Here is an 18360-nt window from a genome sequence, read left to right on the forward strand (position 1 = left end):
AACTACTAAATTATTTTTTGTGCCTAAATGCTTATATAGCTCATATATTAAAACAAATACACGTCTTATTCAAAACCATAACTTACTTGCAGGGCATCTCTCCTTTCCCTAAAAGGAGCACAAAAATCCCCCAAATGATGCGCTGCGTATCTGGTTGTAGATAATCCTTCGAAACTCTTTAAAATTTGTGGAGCGATGACTCTGAAAAATGTATTTACTGTATTTGAAATTCTTGCTGCTTTCTTTCAAGAAAGGCGCTTTATTGAGACTCCAGGGTCTTTTTATCAAAGAGGTAGATGATTGCACATGACCATTACTATTGCAGCCATGCCTGCCTATAACGAAGCCCATTCCATTGCAGAGGTTATCAAGGGCTGCAGAGACTATGTTGACAGGGTGGTGGTTGTGGACGATGGGAGTACGGATAATACTGTAGATATCGCGGAATCCCTTGGTGCCTACGTAATCCGCCACGAAGTTAACAAAGGATACGGAGCAGCTCTTAGAAATTGTTTTGAAACCGCCCGTAACCTTGGCGCAGGTGCTATGGTCATAATCGATTCTGATGGCCAGCACGACCCTTCCGAAATTCCCAAACTTCTTGAGCCCTTAAAACAGGGATTTGACCTTGTAATTGGCTCAAGATTCGTAAACGGCAACGGTAAAAATGTCCCTATTTACCGTAAGTTCGGAATGAAAGTCCTTGACATTGCAACTTACATAGCAGGTGGTCTTAATGTCACCGATTCCCAGAGTGGTTTCCGGGCATACGGCAGAAAAGCTATTGAGAATATAAACCTGAATGGCACTGATATGTCTGCAGGTTCCGAGATCCTTATTCAGGCAAGAGATCACAAACTTAAATTTACTGAAGTAGAGATACACTGCAGATACGATATTGAAGACTGCTCCACTGAGCATCCTTTTATACATGGTCCTCGGGTGCTGTTCCAGATCCTTAAGGATATGGAGTACAGGCGGCCCCTATACTACTTTGCTATCCCGGGTTTGACAATGGCATCTACGGGTGTTCTTATGGGGCTGAAATTTCTGCAGGATTATTATCTTGGAGGATCTCTACGTTTCGGACCCACGCTCCTTATGGTAATGTTGACAATTATAGGAGCGTTTATGATATTTACCGGGATTATACTGCATGCAATTTCAAGAATGATATTTCTGAATGAACAGATTAGAAGACAATAACGGTTAAAACGGGGTCATTTTATGGAGTATCCTTTTGTTTCAGTTGTAGCAGGTATTCGTAACGAAGAAAAATTCATTGAAGAATGCATCGAGTCTCTCCTTCGCCTGGATTACCCTGAAGAGTCTTATGAGATTATTATCGTCGACGGGATGTCCACTGATAAAACCCGAGACCTCGTACAGAAGTATCCTGTCAGGCTCATTCTTAATGAAAAAAAGAATGTTGCGGCAGCAAGAAATCTTGGTGTGGAACACTCTCATGGGGATTTCGTCGCATTCACTGACGGGGACTGCAAGGTGGATCCCCTTTGGTTGAAAACTCTTGTCAATGAAATGAAAAACGCCCCTGATGATGTAGCATGCGTCGGTGGGCCGAACTTAATATTTGATACTGATCCTGTTTTTGGCAGGGTAGTAGGGCATGCCCAGGAAACGTTTCTGGGTTCTGGAGGCTCTGCTCAGTCTAATAATTCCACAAGGAAACATTATGTCGGCTCCCTTCCTAACTGCAACGCGATGTATAAAAAAAATATCATTAAGGAAGCAGGGTATTTTGACGAGCGGTTTGTAGTAGGCCAGGACGGAGACCTTAATTACAGAATAAACAAAATAGGTTACAAATTCCTGTATATTCCGGAAGCAAAAGTGCTTCACCACAGAAGGGGGACCCTCAAGTCTTTTTCCGTACGAATGTTCAAGTATGGTATGTGGATGGCTGAGCTTTTTAAAAAGCACGGTGAATTCGTCCGCTGGTATGCTTTTTTACCCTCGATTGCAATAGTATTTGCAGTCTTTTCGCTTATTGTCTCTCCTGTATATCCAGCGCCGATATTAGTTCTGCTAGCACTGACAACCTTATATTTCATTCTGGTCTTTGTTACCTCGATTCAGGTAATATATAAAATGAAATCAAAGTATGGCCTTTTTGCTCTTCTTGTGATCCCCGTGCAGCACGTTACTTATGGACTGGGTTTTTTGTACAGTTTTGCAAATTCCCTTTTCCTTTCGAAAGACAAATCTATTTCGGATGTTTAATGTTTAAGAATTCTTCCGGTTACTGTGAGCACAGTTTTCCGGTGGCATTTTCCTATAATATTTCCCTCTAATATTTCCCTCTAATATTTCCCTCTAATATTTCCCTCTAATATTTCCCTCTAATATTTCCCTCTAATATTTCCCTCTAATATTTCCCTCTAATATTTCTCTATGATGCAAATGTAATAATTGGCTGGATAAATTAAACCTGGTCTGAAGTACATCGGAGCAAAAAATTCTTAACCAATATAGACCTCACTGTAAATCCTATTGGTTTCGAACAAAAAATCCGAATCTTTGTTTCAGGTTCGATCCTGAATGCCTGTTCGGATTATCTGAATTCTTTATTTCAAACTCAACACATGAAGTTATGATCGCTTAAGGTATGGATTAAGGTATGGAGATAGTATGTTCGGATTGAGTGAAGAGACGGGACTCAAATACGTGGATAATAACCGTTTAATGAAGGTAATTTCCTTCCTGTTCCCATTAGCAATAATTTTCGCAGTTACATTCACTTTCGTATGGATGTTTGCAACCGGAAAGCCAGGTTATGTACTCCGTGGATTGTTTACTGGAATTCCTGCAATACTTTCCTGTCTTTTTATATTATACATTTACAGAAAAGATGTCAGCCTGCATGATATAGACAGCTTTCCTTCGATAAATATAAAGTCCCTTACCTACGTGTTCAGTATATTTTATATTGGCTCAATAGTTGTGCTTCTGCTATCTCAGGGAGAGAGACCCTGGTACTATTTCATATTCATTCTGGTGATGTACCTCTCGGTTTTTCTGCAAATTTTCTCTAAAGAGGTAAAGCCGTCTCTTGTCCTTCTGGAATCTTTTTTGATCATGGTAAACCTTACCTACAGCGTTACCTTCAATTATGATTTCTACTTCGGGACCACTGACATTCTTCCTCACATTTTTCTTTCGGAATTCACTGCAGTATCAGGACAGACCATTTCCACTTCCTTAAGTGACTATGCATTTTTCCCCCTGTATCACATACTCGTTGCCGAGACCTCAGTAATTTTGAACATCAGTGCCAAATCCTCACTTTTCCTGATAACAGCACCGATTTATGCAGTAGTAGTAATTTTCCTCTACTATCTTTTTAATCACATCACACACAACAGACAAATCTCCCTGCTCTCCTGCCTGCTTTACTCCGCAAGCTATATTGTACTATATTACGGCGCAAACGTGATTACACGCACAATGTCATTCGTAGCGTTTATTATACTGCTATACCTGGTCTACAGTGTCAACTTTAAAGAGGATAAATTTTCTTTTAAAGCTCTTTCAGTAATAGTTCTGATTTTTTTGACTCTGGTACATAACGTTTCCATACTCCAGTTCGTTTTACTGCTCGTTATCCTCTTTGCTTCGGAGTATCTAATAAAGGCTGGCGATTATCTAAGTAAGCCTTTCTTTTTACTATTAAACGTCACTTATACTGCTTACTGGTTTTTTATAGCTTATCTGTTCATGCAGAGAAGCCTGACCCCCCGTTTACAGAGCCATTTCTGGGACTCTGTAGTTTTAACTGCCGGGGGCTCCGATGTACTTGAGGAAAGCTTTATCGGTCTGGTGGGGCTTCTGGATAAATCAGTCTTCTTATTTTTTGCCCTTATTGGAATAGGCTTTCTTCTAAAAAACTACAGGAAAAATTATGCTGCGGTTTTTGGGTTATTTGCTCTCTTGACACTTATTTTTTATATCCCAAATCCCCTCAACACTATTTGGCAGTTTAAGGTTTTGTTTAGAGTCGACCGGTTTATGCTTTTCGTCAGCCCCTTTATGGCTTTCGTAATGGGATATGGAATTTATGTATTCTGGAACTATATGGATAAATATAGCCCTAAAAAGTTCAATACAGTGTTCTTTGTGTTCGTGCTGTTCTCCATTTTTGTTTTCATTTCTTCAGTCTTCAGCATTTCGGACGCGGATATGCTTGGCCAGAGTTCAAAGCATGAATATTTCACTGCTAATGAACTGAGTGGTTTCGAACATGTTTATAAGTACATTCCTGAGGGTTCTGCCGTTTATTCCGATTACTATACTACAAGGTACTTTTATCTCCCCTCGATTCCTGAGGACTCTTCGGGCATGAACATCTCAATTTACGACAACTACCGGATCGATAATGTAAGCGAATTATCCAGCTACAGAGGCTATGTAGTATTCAGGACTCACGAGTTTCTCAGGAGCGGTTTATACTTTGGCAGCGATGAAAGCAGCACTAAAGAAACTACCAATTACTTTTACAGGAATACTCCTGCAAACGTAATTGATCTTGAGACCAATCTTACTAAAGCAAATAAAATATATTCAAACCCGGCAACGGACATTTTTGCTCCCGGGCCGGCATTAAGCAAACCTCTGAGAAACTCTAACCTTAACAACACTCTTATAGGCATTTAAACGCCTGTACTTTCTAATTTTTATGGAAAATAAGAAAGCTCTAAACTATCTTAAAAACCTATCAAAAATCTCTATAAGATCGTAAAAGCAATCTGAGATCTTCGGGTGATCAAGCTAAAATAACTAGGCGTAATATCCGGGGCGCAATATCCGGGCGTAATTCAGGCGGATTAGAGAGAATAAATGGGTCAAAAGGGTAGAGTTTGGTCAAAAAATCATCAGAGTCTTTCTTAGCTGTAAAAAGGAAATTAGCTGTAAAAAGGAAATAGCTGTAAAAAGGAAATTAGCTGTAAAAAGGAAATTAGCTGTAAAAAGGAAATTAGCTGTAAAAAGGAAAAAGGTCTGGGGTAAAGCAGAATTTATTCTTTTTCCGGTTCACTTTGAGGAATCCGATAGAAGTCTTGAGTATATATCTACAGTCTTCTTTGCATGGGCTTCCCATGTAAGCCCCCGCTGGATTATGCTTTTGCGCCCGAACTTTCCCATCCTTTCCCTTCTGCTTTCATCTTCAAGAAGCTTATTTATCTTCTCTGACAGTTCAGCAGGATCTTTTGCAGGAACCAGATAGCCTGTTTCGCCCTCAACCATCAGTTCCGGAATCCCGCCAACATCACTTGCCACAACAGGTACTTCGCAGGAAAGAGCTTCAAGCACGACGTTTGGCCTCCCTTCTGAGAGAGAAGGCAGTACCAGCATATCTGATGCTGAAATCCAGAGGGGGATGTCTTCGTGGTTTACAGGTCCGGTGAATTTGATAGAGCCGGCAATTTTGAGTTCTTCTGCCCTTTTCTCCAGGCTCTTTCTAAGTCCGTCGTCCCTGCCTACCATATAGAGATCCGTGTCCGTATCCACAAAATTTTTTGCAGCTTCTACAAGGTAATCCACGCCTTTTATTTTTCTCAGGGCCCCTATGAACAGGACAATCTTTTTTTCCTGAGGCAAGTTTAGAATGCTTCTTGCATGTTCTTTTCCTGCAGGCTTGAATATCTCCGTATCAACGCCATTGGAGACCACATGTACCTTACTTTCATCTATCCCGAGATTAACTATGTGAACCTTGAGGTCTTCACTAACAGAAAGGATTTTATCGGCAAAATTCATGGTTTCTATAATCTGCCTTGAAGTATAGGATCCTTCATAAGCAACCTTTCTTTCTATCGTGCCAAGAGCACTTATCACCAGAGGAACTTTCCATTTCTTTGCAAGCCCCATCATCCCGTATCCATCGGGGTATGAAAAATGTGCATGAATCAGGTCCGGTTCCGGCTTTATATTTTTTATGGCGTAGGCGGAAACGAAACGAGCATATGAAATGCCGCTTATAGGATAGAAATACTTTTTGGGAATAGCATAAAGGTAACGCGGATAATGCAGGTCGTATTTTTCTGTGTGCTCAATCCTGGGCAATTTAGAGAAATTATGGTATGGAAATGCAGAAAAAGGAAGCACGAAAGCTTTTGGAGAAATAACTGTTACGTCCACTCCCTGGTCTGCAATTGAATCTATGCTCTGCTTTATAAACGTTCCAAGTTGAGGGTAATACCTGTTAGGAAACTCCTGACATACTTCCAGTGCTTTCATAATTTTTTCCTTTTTCGATTCGGATGCCTCACAAGCACACAAAGGAGATAATTTCTCCTATAAATATTTCTCTGTAAAATGCATAAATTTGTTTTCCTGTACTTAAATCCCGAACTGACTCTTCCAGACCTGTGGAAATTAATACATGAAAAGATGGGATAAACTAATTAACTACTTTTACTATTCAGGTAACGGCAATCATGTTTAAAAAAGTAAGTAATATTTTCCTGGTCTATTATAGCTTTTTCAGTACAAAATCAGGTTCGAATATACACATACTCGAACTTTTAAGAAATCTGAAAAAATACACGGATGTAGTTTTGTTCGCTCCAGGTCAAAAAGGTGTAGAGCACGGCTTCTCCGGAATAAAGTATGTACCTGTGATAGATAATAAGTATCTTGTACAGCCTTTTTATGAGTTTATGCTATCCTTTTATCTGCTTTACTCATGCATAACAAACAGGCCGGATGTACTTTATCTCCGCCAGAACTCTTTTCCGTTCTTCCCCATTGCCCTGTGCAAGCTTTTAAAAATTCCCACGATAGTAGAGGTTAACGGACTGGTTATGGATGAACTCAAGGTAAGCCCGGACTCAAAGTCCTTTGCATACAGGGTTTTTTCCTATCTGGCACTCCGTTCTGAGAGGTTCAATTACAGACACTGTGACAGGATAGTTTCCGTAACTGATAAGCTAAAAGATGAACTTATGAGGCTATACTCCGTGCCTGCAGAAAAAGTTCTTGTAATTAACAACGGAGCAAATACCGAGATTTTCAAGCCCATGGACCAGAAGAAGGCTAGAACCAGTCTAGAGCTTGATGATTCTAAGAAGTACGTATGCTTTGTAGGGCACCTCGCAGCCTGGCAGGGAGTTGAATTTCTTATCTATTCCTCTCCCCTTATCCTTGAAAAATGCCCTGATGTTCGCTTCCTTGTAGTGGGAGACGGAGTAATGAGAGACAAACTGCTGGAAATTGCCTCAGAGATGGGGCTCTCGGACAAATTTACTTTCACTGGAAGAGTTCCTTATGAGGACGTTCCTTTATACATTAATGCAGCTGATATCTGCGTTGCTCCCTTTATAAAGGAAAGAAATTCAAAAATAGGGCTCTCTGCACTGAAAACATACGAATATCTCGCATGCGGAAAACCTATTGTAGCGAGCAGTATATCAGGCGTTAAGGATCTGATCGATCTTTCCGGAGGTGGAATTTCAGTAACTCCTGAGGACCCCGGAGAACTCGCTAATGCTGTGGTAAGGCTAATTTCCGATCAAAAGACAAGGAGCATGATGGGGGAGCAAGGCCGTAAATATGTCGTTGAGAATCACAGCTGGGATGGAGTCGCAAGAAAAATTCTAGATATATGTGACGATATTGTTTGATAGTGCTTTTGATATTGTTTGATATGCTTTTGATATTGTTTGACATGCTTTTGATATTGTTTGATAGTGCTTTCTGGATTTCACAGGATTTTCCTGTGATTTCACTATATTTCACTAAATTGATTTTTCTTCTCTATTCGTTATTTGATTCAGTCAAGATTTAGCTCTCATTCCACTATTACTTTCTATGGTTGTATTGCTGATTTTTACTGGTAGTTTATTGTTTTTTATTTTTGATTTATGGCTTCTATCATTGATTTTTCATTTCAATTTCTTATTTATTTTTATGGCTGTTGCATCTATTCTTCTCGCGGCAAAGAATATATGTTTGAGTTGCTTTCTCTGGACATTCTTCAAAAATTGCTCTGCCTGTAGCGCCGCAAATTTGCTAATAGGCATTCTTTTTTTTCATAACTTTTAATAATAAGTTTCTACTTGTCGATTAATCTTATACAATAAATTTAATCTGTTCATTCTATTCGTCTATAAATCCCTAAAGAAATTTAGAAACTTCGCGCAAATACTTTTATAATATAATGAACTAATTTACAATGCTGACTATAGAAATTTAATTAGGATATTAGAACTGATTTATTTCTACTGTCAGTACGGGGGGAATTTATGTATATTGGAGATATGTTGCCTCAGAATCGAGGGTATTAATTCCAAATCCAATGTTCATCTCATCTAACAGGGTTCAATAGCCTCAGAAATGAAATTTTCCAGGGCTGATTCTAGAGTCTTAAAAATTTAGGTAGTGGATACTATTTGCAAAATCCTGCCAGATGGTTTTGAAAACAGGATAATTAAATTTACCTGAAAATGTGGAAAAACTTAGAAATTTATTAAAAAGAAATTCTAAGCGAACTTCTACCTGATAGACATCATAAATAATTATATTATGACCAACCCCAGGTGATAGCTATGTTAAAGCGAGAATTAGGAGTCCTCTTCCTTGTCGGGTGCTTTATACTTTCAAGTATTCCTGCGGCTTCATGCCGGACTCCTGCACCTATGATCTATGTTGCGGGAGATGGGAGCGGGGACTTTAACTGTGATGGAAAAGACGATCACGTACAGATAAATCAGGCCCTTAAATTCGTGGCAGAAAATTCTGCTTATACAACTGTCCACCTCAAGGGGCCTTTTACATACGTTGTTGACGATACCCTTCTGATTGGAAGTAATACTATTCTCGAAGGGGATTCAAATGCTGTGATCAAGCTGACCAATAGTGCAGGCTGGATTACTATGAAACCCCTTATGCAGCAGATGAGCAGTTCAGGGAATAACAATATTACAATAAGAGGTTTTGAAGTTGATGTAAATCACGATGGTAATTCTGAACTTGCCAAGGGTAAAGGCTACTATAACGTGATTTATTTCATGTACACCAGCAATGTAACAGTCAATGATATGTATATGCATGATGGACACGGTGACGGTCTCAGGATAAAATACGGTAGTAATATCCAGTTTTATAATAACACGATCTATAAACTAGGACATGACGGCCTTTTTGCAATTGAATGTACGAATGTAGAGGCCTGGAACAATACAATAACCTGCAGAACTAACAGTGCTCTGAGGGTATGGAACACAAATAACGTGAAGTTCCATGACAACTTCATCGATTCTTTTTATCACTGGAGTGCAGGAGGTCCGGGTATTCAGGTTGAGAGATCCAAAGGTGACATGACCAATATCGAGATCTATGATAATGTAATTACAAACACTTACGGACCTGGCATCTGGCTTATCGGGACCGCTGGAGCATATGATAAAAGCTTATCAAGTGTACATATCCACCATAATATCTTCTATGATTCCGGTACCAATCCAAGTATCGAATGGGTTGGTGGGGTTTTAGGCAGTGGATTCCATAATGTCCTGATTGAAAATAACGTCTTTGATGGAGTTCATAATGCGGCAGTTGTAAATATGTATTCGACTGACACCAATGCCGGACCTTCAGGAACAGGATTCACGACCACTGTCCGTAATAACATCATGGTAAACACCGTGCCGCGCACAACAAACGCTGCAGGAACAGGATACGGTGTGATTAATCGCCTTACAAGTTCCCACACCATTATACTGGAAAATAACTGTCTCTACAACAATACTCTGGGGAACTACAAAAATGTCAAATCTACAACAGATATCTATGTAAACCCTCTCTTTGCAGGCCAGAGTTCACATGACTATCACCTCAAATCGGTAGCTGGTCGCTGGAACGGGAATACATGGGTTACAGACAGCGTCAGTTCTCAATGTATTGATGCAGGGTTCGCTTCTTCTGATTACTCAAATGAGCCGGAAGACAACGGAAACAGGATTAACATAGGAGCATTCGGGAATACAAAGTATGCTTCTAAATCCGGAACCCTGCCAATAATTAATAATCCTCCTGTGATGAATTCCATCCCGGATGTTACTGTTGAGGCTGGCAAAAGCCTCACCTTTACAGTAAGCGCTTCGGATGTAGACGGAAACACCCTTGCATACTCTGCTTCAGGTATCCCCTCAGGTGCGGTCTTTGACAGCAAGTCGGGGATCTTTAGCTGGACTACGGCTGCCGGACAGGAAGGAACATACAGCATAACTTTTGAAGTAAGTGATGGAAAACTGAAGGATTCGGCTACAGCAAGTATAAGTGTTGTCAAACAGGAAAGTCCTTCGCCCGTAGCAGGGAAGGTCTACGACAACCGTCTGCGTGAAGCTTCTCCTGAGGTAGTCTATCAGGATAGCTCTTTTATTGATGTAGGTGGAATGAGCAGTGGCAAGTATAGAGATGCGATATGGTTTGACCTGAGCGAGTACAACGTTTCTGCTGAAATTAGTAGTGCAAATCTTTCTTTCTGCTGGTATTATCCTGCAGGAAGTTCAAGGCCTCAGGACACTGTAATTGAAGTTTATAGGCCTGCTTCTGCCTGGAATTCAAGCTATGTTAGCTGGAATAAAAGGGACAAAGGCATTGCATGGAAAAATGCAGGAGGGGACTGGTACGATAAAAATGGCGTCTTACAGGGGAGTACTCCATATGCTACAATAACCCTGAAAGGCAGTACTCTTCCTGATTACAGGTATTACGAGCTGAATGTAACCGGTCTGGTTAAAGAGTACACCAGTGGAAAGTATGAAAATACCGGTTTTCTGATGAAAGCCCGTACAGAGAGCAATAACTATATTGCATTCTACAGCAGTGACTGCGGAAATGAAAGTCAGAAGCCAAAGCTCAGTGTGGCAAAAAAAACGCCTACAATGACTGTACCTTTAGTTAATGTAAATGTGACTGTTACTGGTTCAAAGAATAATCGCCTGCGTGAAGCTTCTCCTGATGCAGTCTACGAAAGCTCATCCTTTATTGATGTAGGTGGAATGAGCAGTGGCAGATACAGAGATGTAATGTTGTTCAACCTGAGTGAGTACACAGGTTCCACCGATGTTAATAATGCGACCCTTTCTCTCTACTGGTATTACCCAGCAGGGAGCTCAAGACCTGAAGATACTATAATTGAAGTTTACAGGCCTGCTTCCGCCTGGAATCCAAGCTATGTGAGCTGGAATAAGAGGATCAGTGGTGTTTCATGGAAGAATCCTGGAGGGGACTGGTATGACAAAAATGGCGTCTTACAGGGCAACACTCCCTATGCTACAATGACCCTTAAAGGCAGTACTCTTCCTGATAACAGGTATTACGAGCTGAATGTAACCGATCTTGTAAAAGAGTACACCAGTGGGAAGTATGAAAATACCGGTTTTATGATAAAAGCCCGTACAGAAAGCAATAATTACATCGCTTTCTACAGCAGTGCCGGGAACATAAGTCAGGTGCCAAAACTTCAATTAGCATACACCTGAAAGCTCAAAGACCCTTAAGGCAGCACTCCGAAATTCTGGACTGCAGGAAACGTTAATTTCTCAAGTCTGCTTTTCGGAAAACTTCCTTTTTTCAGATTCTTTTATTTTTCCGGTTTAAAGTTCTACTTATTAACCTACTTTCTTATACCACTCCCTGGTTTTCTGTACATGTTTATTTATTTTCAAATTATCATTTTTATACCTACTAAAAATCCTTTTTGAAAACCCTATTTATCTACATAATAAACTATTCTAAAAATTTATTTACACACAAAGGCTTTTATCCTTTGTAGAAATCTCTTATTGGGTGAGAAGGAGCCTGATTTCCTCAAAAGAAAACGCTATTCAGATTGACTAAAAGTTAACGGCGAGAACTTCTCTGGACCTTCCGTTCTTGAATTCTGGATTACTTCCTAATCAAAGGTATTTCGATGAATCAAATTTAATATGTCCCCTATTATAAGAATAAAGTTAACGCTGAGAATAAATTAAAGACTTTTATACTCTCTCTTACAATTAAAGGTGTCTTTGATGATAATAAATCAACTCGTTCCGGTTATAGAGAAACAATCAGCATACAGGATAAAACCTGAACCGGATTATGAATATTGTTCAAAAGGATTTATATATCAAGCATTAATTAATGATCTGGACTGTGTTACGAAAGGAATTTTCGCGCGACTATTTTCATAATTTTCTTTAACTAAAAACGAAAAAGAGGCAGTTCTTTTTAAGGTGATATGATGTCATATCAAAAATTTGCAAGGGATGTTGGCTTTATTGGGACGGTTCAGATACTTACAAGCCTGAGCACCTTCTTTTTATTGCCCATTATCACAAAAACCCTTGGAGCATACGATTACGGACTCTGGGCACAGATCAATATCACAGTATCTTTAATTTCTTCTCTTGCACTTATGGGGCTTTCAATGAGTTTCGTTAGATTTTTATCTTCCGAAACCGATACGAAAAAAATAAGGGAAGCCGTGTACTCAATCCTTTTCTTTGTTACAGTATCGGGTTTTCTAGCTTCATTCATGTTATACTTGTTTGCAGAACCACTTGCAACTTTCGGTTTTAAGGACCCTGGAGCAACCTATTTCGTACAGGCAGGCTCCCTTTTAATCCTTCTGAATGTAATTGAGTCTGTATCCCTTTTCTATTTCAGGGTTTTCAGGCAAATTCAGAAATTCTCTTACTTTACTCTTTTTGAGACCTTTGGAAAACTGTTATTTATACTGATCTTCCTTAAAATGGGGTACGGACTTCTTGGAGTAATAACTGCCACTCTAATGATTCAGGGTCTGATTTTTTTAATCTCCCTTATTACCATAGTTTCACAGATAGGGTTTGTTATCCCCCGGTTTACTTACATCAGAGAGTACCTGCAGTTTTCTCTGCCGTTAACTCCGAATGCACTTATTAGATGGGTTACGGAATCAAGCGACAGATACATGGTTACTTATTTTCTTGGTCTCGGCACTGTGGGTGTCTATTCTGCAGCGTGTTCAATCGGAAACCTTATCCAGCTTTTTGTAAGCCCTCTCCAGCTTATTCTTCTTCCCGAACTCTCAAAGTTATTTGATGAGAATAAGCTGGATGAGGTAAGAATCTACATGTCTCATTCTCTGAGGTACTTCCTTATTATCGCCATCCCCGCAGTCTTCGGGCTTTCAGCCCTTGCAAAACCATTGCTTGGGGTTCTTACCACTCAGGACTTCATTTCTGGCTGGTTTGTGATCCCTATTATTGCTTTTGCCGGGCTTCTTGCAGGAATATTCCAGATTTTTGTCAATACGATGTTCCTTATAAAAGAGACGAGGTCTGCTACCTATATTAACATCATTGCCGCAGTTTCAAACGTGTTGATCAATCTTATTCTCATACCATCAGTCGGCATTATCGGTGCTGCTCTTTCAACTCTCGTCTCTTACTTTTTGATGGCTGTGTTTTGTATTCACATGTCTCTGAAGCATTTTAAACTTGATTTTTATTTTCTGGACATTGCAAAAAGTATTCTGTCATCAATATCTATGTACTTCTTTATCTCTAGCTTTGCTATCTCAGGCATACTTGAGCTTTTCGAAGCAATAGGGGCAGGCACGTTTATTTATCTGGTTATGATGCTTCTGGTGGGCGGCTTTACGGACCATGAAGTGTCTTTAATAAAAAGGTATTTATTCAGGTCAAAGGTGAACCCGAGCAGCAAATAATCAGTCCTGTGTTCTCTGTAGTGGGTAATATAAATTAGCGCTATTTTCGGCTTTTGAATAAATCATCGGTCTGTCATTCCCAGTGCTTGCAGGGCCTTTTAATCGCTCCTCTTTCTACATTCATGTTGTTTTTTTCACTTTACGAAGCAAGTTCTCTGGAATTTTAAAAAGGATCGTTTCTCTACTTATTTTCTGTATATCTCCTGGATATTTATATAAAAATTGAGTTAAGGGGAGTTGAACCGGATATTATTCTCGAAAATGCTATTGTCTTCGGATACAAATCTTATTTTCCGGCAATCAGTACCCTTGCTGTATCTCTTATGCTTTTCTCTGAGGTATAAGCAGCTCTCCATCCCATAGATTTTAATTTTTCAATATCTAGTCTCATCCTTGGCACATCCCCTTTCCATCCCCTGCTCCCGCCGGTATATGCGAACTCTACTTCAGAAAGCCCCATCTCCTCCGTGACGACTTTTCCTATCCCTGTAGCACTGATAGTGTCTTCGGACCCGATATTGAATATATTTACTTCTTCTTTGCTTTCCTCTATTGCAAAAATGATTGCGTCAACACATTCCGATACGTGAAGGTATGATTTTTCCTGCTTTCCGTCCCCTAGAATCTCGAGCCTGCAGGGATCTTCTTTCAGCTTCTTTATGAAATCAACGGTAATTCCATGCGTGCTGCGGGGCCCGACAATATTTGCAAACCGGAAAATCCACGCCTGCATGTCGAAGGTATGTGCGTATGAAGTAATGAGAGCTTCACAGGCAAGCTTTGAGGCACCATAGAGAGATATAGGGATAAGAGGCCCGTAGCCCTCAGGAGTGGGCATAACGCTTGCTTCCCCGTAGACCGTAGATGTGGAGGTAAATGCAATTCTTTTTGCACTGCCTTTTCTCATAGCTTCGAGGAGGTTGTAGGTTGCCAGGATGTTCTGGTCAAAATGAACTCTCGTATCCGAAGCTCCAAGTTTGACGTCAGGGTTTGCGGCTACATGGTACACCATGTCAACATCCTTACAGACACTTTCTATAGCTTCAGGATCAAGAAGGTCTCCTTTTACAAGAAAGAAATCCGGATTTTTAAGATGGTGTTCTATAAATTCCATCTTGCCGGAACTCAGGTTGTCGAAAACAAGGACTCTGTTTCCTCTTTCCATCAGATGGTCGACAAGATGACTTCCGATGAAACCGGCCCCTCCGGTTACAAGTATTCTGTTCTTTGCAGGCATAAAGATCCTCAAATAATCTTCCTCTCCCTATTAATATTTTGCACTGTTTTCGGAAAATACTATGACTCCTTTTCTCTGCTCTATTGGTTTCTATATAGGAATAAAGGGAAAAATTAAAGAAATAGGGTGAAGAGTATTTTAACTCAGAAGAACATATCTTTACAGAATTTTTTCCATTCTTCGGAGTGTCTATCTTGAAAGTAAAAAAAGCAGTTATCCCTGCAGCAGGTCTAGGAACCCGGTTTCTTCCTGCCACCAAATCCATGCCAAAGGAAATGCTTCCGATCATTGACACACCTGTGATCCAGTATGTTGTAGAGGAAGCTATTGCTTCGGGAATCGAAGACATTATAATTATTACAGGCAGAGGCAAGAGAGCAATTGAGGATTACTTCGACGATTCTCCTGAGCTTGAGATGCACCTTGCAAAGAAGCACAATACGGAACTTCTTAAACTAGTCAGGGACGTTTCCTCTCTTGTTGATATCCATTATATTCGCCAGAAAGAGCCTAATGGGCTTGGAGACGCAGTTCTCAGGGCAGAGAACCATATAGGAGATGAGCCTTTTGCAGTCCTTCTCGGAGATGATATTATCGTCAATAGCAAACCCTGCACTGCCCAGCTCATTGAGAATTTTGAGAAATATGGAAGGTCAACAATAGCAGTTGAAGAGGTGCCTTACGAAAAGCTGAGCAGCTACGGAATTATAAAGGGTAAACATCTTGATGATTCTCTATACGTGCTTGAAGACATAGTGGAAAAACCAGCACCTGAAGATGCTCCTTCCAATATAGGGGCAATCGGACGCTATGTCTTCACTCCGGAAATTTTTGATTGTATAAAGAAAGCCGGAACAGGTGTTGGAAGTGAGATACAGCTCACAGATGGTATCAGACTTCTGAATAAATCTCAGATGATCTACGCCTGCAGGTTTAAAGGAAAAAGGTTCGACACCGGAGACAGGCTTGGATACGTAAAGTGCATAGTCGATTTTGCCATTCAAAATGAAAACCTTAGAGATGATATACTTGAGTACCTGCGGGAAATCCTGGCAGTTGAAAAGGTTCCTGCAAAAAAGGTTCCGGCAGAATTGAAAGAGTGAAGAATAAAAGAACCGGATAACAAAAAAGCATCAGGTAAGGTCAGTTAAAGAAGAGATAATCCTAAAAATATGTGAAAAATGGGGGCAGTAATCCTGCCGGTTTTCACCAGCAGAGTCCCTCATAGTCCACATCTTTCGCTTTAATTACCCGCCTTCCGTCAATGACAATTTTTCTTTTCATGCCCTTGAACTCAGAGTCAAGATTTCTGAACTCGTCCCATTCCGTCATCACAAGACAGGCTTCTGCATCTTTAAGCGCATCTGAGGCCTTATCAAAATATTCGATTGCAGGAAAGACCCGTTTCATGTTTTCTGCTGCCATGGGGTCATAAACCGAAACTCGGGCCCCAAGCCTGAGAAGTTCAGCAATGACAGGGATTGACCTGGATTCTCTTATATCGTCCGTTTCGTTTTTAAAGGCAAGACCAAGGACTGCAATCTTTCTGCCCTCAGGGTTTCCTATTTTCTTCTGCAGAATTTCAGTCATAAAAAGGGGTTGCCTTTCATTTACGGCTATTACGGACTCAAGGAGCACAGGAGAGTATCCTATTGCTTTTGCTTTTCCTATAAGCGCTTTTACATCTTTGGGGAAACAGGATCCTCCAAAGCCTGCCCCTGAGTTCAGGAACTTCGGGGAAATCCTGAAATCCTTCCCTACAGCTTCCATAACCTCATAAGTGTCGATCCCCAGCTTTTTGCAAATATTTCCTATTTCATTGGCGAAGGAGATCTTGGTTGCAAGCAGGGAGTTATTTGCGTATTTTATCATCTCTGCAGTTGCCGGACCTGTACGCGTGACCTCACATTCAAAGGTCCGGTAGAGTTCCGAAACGAGGTCTCCAGATCGTCTGTCAATTGCCCCGATTACTATTTTATCAGGATTCATGAAGTCCTGGACTGCTTTTCCTTCCCTCAGGAATTCCGGGTTCATTGCGACACCGAAATCTCTTCCGGCTTTCTTTCCTGATGCTTCCTCAATGATCGGGAGGACAAATTTTTCTGTTGTTTCGGGAACTACAGTGCTTTTTACTACCACTACATGGTAGCCTTCTTTATTTGCCAGGACTGAGCCGATACTTGCTGCTGCCGCCCGGACAATTGAAAGGTCTATAGTCCCATCTTCTGCCGAAGGTGTTCCTACACAGATAAATGAAATATCGGTTTCATTGACTGCAAATTCATAATCAGTAGTCGCTATGAGCCTTTTTCCTGCATATTTTCGCAAAAGCTCTTCAAGTCCTTCTTCATAAATCGGGGGAATGCCTGCGTTTATCTGCTCCGTTTTTTTACTGTCAATATCTACACAGATGACTTCGTGTCCTACTTCTGCAAAGCAGGCTGCAGTAACTGAACCCACATATCCTGAACCTATAACAGAAACTTTCATAGTTTAATCCTCCTTCTCGGAAATTGAACAGGTAATCGATTCTAACTCTTATTTATTTTTTGATAGAATGTTTCTCTTTATAATTTCTGGTCTCTAAAAGTCCCCACTTTCAGGCTTTCTGTACTTTTCCTTTTCGTGTCGGTTTGAATATTTATATAGTTTGACAGTTTATAGGTTTCTATAGTTATAATTTAGTACATGTTCTGACAATACCTTTACCGATAAGTTGGGGGATTTGTAGTGCTTTCAATGATGCTCCTGGGTACAGAAGAGCTTACTCTGGGAAATAGTTTTCCCGGTTCAGGCATCTGTTTTGTTTACACGGACTTTGGAATTCCTGGATACTACAGGATAACAGTTCTGGGATTAATCGTTCTTCTGGGGATGAAGGAAATGCTTCTGGTTTCCAGAAAAGAAGATCATTTTTCAATCGATTCTATTGATATGGGGATATACCCACTGTTGATATGTTTTGTTGCGAATTTCCTATTTGCAGGCTTGGAAATTATTTTTACAGGGTTAACCCCCTAAACTCTTTAATTTTTTACTTTTTAGCTATTTTCTTTTGCTCTTCCAGAACAAGTTTTCCTGCTGAAATATTACGGAGTAATAACAGGTATTTATTTGTTTGTGAAGCTGAAATAATTGGAATTACCTGAATTTTTAATTTGTTACGTACTTTAGTTCAGAACCTTAGTTTCCAAAACTATTTATTTACAAACTATTTATCTTCTAAGCATAATAGTATTTGTTAGTAATCCTATCAGAATCAAAAATTTAAGTTTAAGGAGGCGCTGTAATGGGGTGGGGCCATAGCCAAGGGGGTCGGAGCCGCCGTCATCCTGTTGTCAGCTCAGGGGACATTTAAGGATATTGAATCTGACAGTAGGGTTCGGAAAAAGGGACTTAGGAAGAACCA

Annotated in this window: 11 protein-coding genes; 8 read left to right on the forward strand and 3 right to left on the reverse strand. The window is 40.2% G+C overall.

The genetic code is table 11. From position 1 onward, the window contains the following. The first annotated feature begins 306 nt into the window (after positions 1-306). From ACZ5A8_RS00965 to ACZ5A8_RS00975, 3 genes are all read left to right on the forward strand, one after another. On the forward strand, positions 307-1206 hold the full coding sequence (locus ACZ5A8_RS00965) for a glycosyltransferase family 2 protein (RefSeq protein ID WP_464531724.1): 900 nt from the start codon (positions 307-309) through the stop codon (positions 1204-1206). Positions 1207-1227: 21 nt separating this feature from the next. Further along, positions 1228-2241, forward strand: a complete 1014-nt coding sequence (locus tag ACZ5A8_RS00970) for a glycosyltransferase (RefSeq protein ID WP_229387337.1) — start codon at positions 1228-1230, stop codon at positions 2239-2241. Positions 2242-2649: 408 nt separating this feature from the next. Further along, positions 2650-4671 (forward strand): hypothetical protein, encoded by a 2022-nt coding sequence (locus ACZ5A8_RS00975; RefSeq protein ID WP_464531725.1) that lies wholly within the window; start codon positions 2650-2652, stop codon positions 4669-4671. Between the two features lie 375 nt (positions 4672-5046). Here the strand turns inward: ACZ5A8_RS00975 and ACZ5A8_RS00980 are convergent, their stop codons facing one another. Next, positions 5047-6252 (reverse strand): glycosyltransferase, encoded by a 1206-nt coding sequence (locus tag ACZ5A8_RS00980; RefSeq protein ID WP_464531726.1) that lies wholly within the window; start codon positions 6250-6252, stop codon positions 5047-5049. 200 nt (positions 6253-6452) lie between these two features. Here ACZ5A8_RS00980 and ACZ5A8_RS00985 point away from each other — a divergent pair, with 200 nt between their 5' ends. The 3 genes from ACZ5A8_RS00985 (at position 6453) to ACZ5A8_RS00995 (ending at position 13714) form a co-directional block, all read left to right on the forward strand. Beyond that, positions 6453-7637 carry a glycosyltransferase family 4 protein gene (locus ACZ5A8_RS00985; RefSeq protein ID WP_464531728.1) on the forward strand — a complete coding sequence of 395 codons (1185 nt, stop codon included), beginning with the start codon at positions 6453-6455 and terminating at the stop codon, positions 7635-7637. 924 nt (positions 7638-8561) lie between these two features. Then, entirely contained in the window at positions 8562-11501 is a 2940-nt protein-coding gene (locus ACZ5A8_RS00990; RefSeq protein WP_464531729.1) for a disaggregatase related repeat-containing protein, read from the forward strand. Positions 11502-12241: 740 nt separating this feature from the next. Further along, positions 12242-13714: a flippase gene (locus ACZ5A8_RS00995; RefSeq protein ID WP_464531730.1), complete on the forward strand. Its 1473-nt coding sequence runs from the start codon at positions 12242-12244 to the stop codon at positions 13712-13714. Between the two features lie 286 nt (positions 13715-14000). Here ACZ5A8_RS00995 and ACZ5A8_RS01000 read toward each other — a convergent pair whose 3' ends face one another. Further along, positions 14001-14951, reverse strand: a complete 951-nt coding sequence (locus ACZ5A8_RS01000; RefSeq protein ID WP_464531731.1) for an NAD-dependent epimerase/dehydratase family protein — start codon at positions 14949-14951, stop codon at positions 14001-14003. A 194-nt stretch (positions 14952-15145) separates the two neighbouring features. On the opposite strand from ACZ5A8_RS01000, the gene galU reads away from it, so the two are divergent. After that, positions 15146-16054, forward strand: coding sequence for a UTP--glucose-1-phosphate uridylyltransferase GalU (gene galU / locus ACZ5A8_RS01005; RefSeq protein WP_464531733.1), 909 nt, complete (start codon positions 15146-15148; stop codon positions 16052-16054). 103 nt (positions 16055-16157) lie between these two features. On the opposite strand, the gene ACZ5A8_RS01010 is transcribed toward galU, so the two are convergent. Then, on the reverse strand, positions 16158-17441 hold the full coding sequence (locus ACZ5A8_RS01010) for a UDP-glucose dehydrogenase family protein (protein ID WP_464531734.1): 1284 nt from the start codon (positions 17439-17441) through the stop codon (positions 16158-16160). A gap of 249 nt (positions 17442-17690) precedes the next feature. On the opposite strand from ACZ5A8_RS01010, the gene ACZ5A8_RS01015 reads away from it, so the two are divergent. Then, positions 17691-17972: a hypothetical protein gene (locus ACZ5A8_RS01015; protein WP_464533971.1), complete on the forward strand. Its 282-nt coding sequence runs from the start codon at positions 17691-17693 to the stop codon at positions 17970-17972. Positions 17973-18360: the final 388 nt, after the last annotated feature.

The organism is Methanosarcina subterranea (assembly GCF_055385895.1).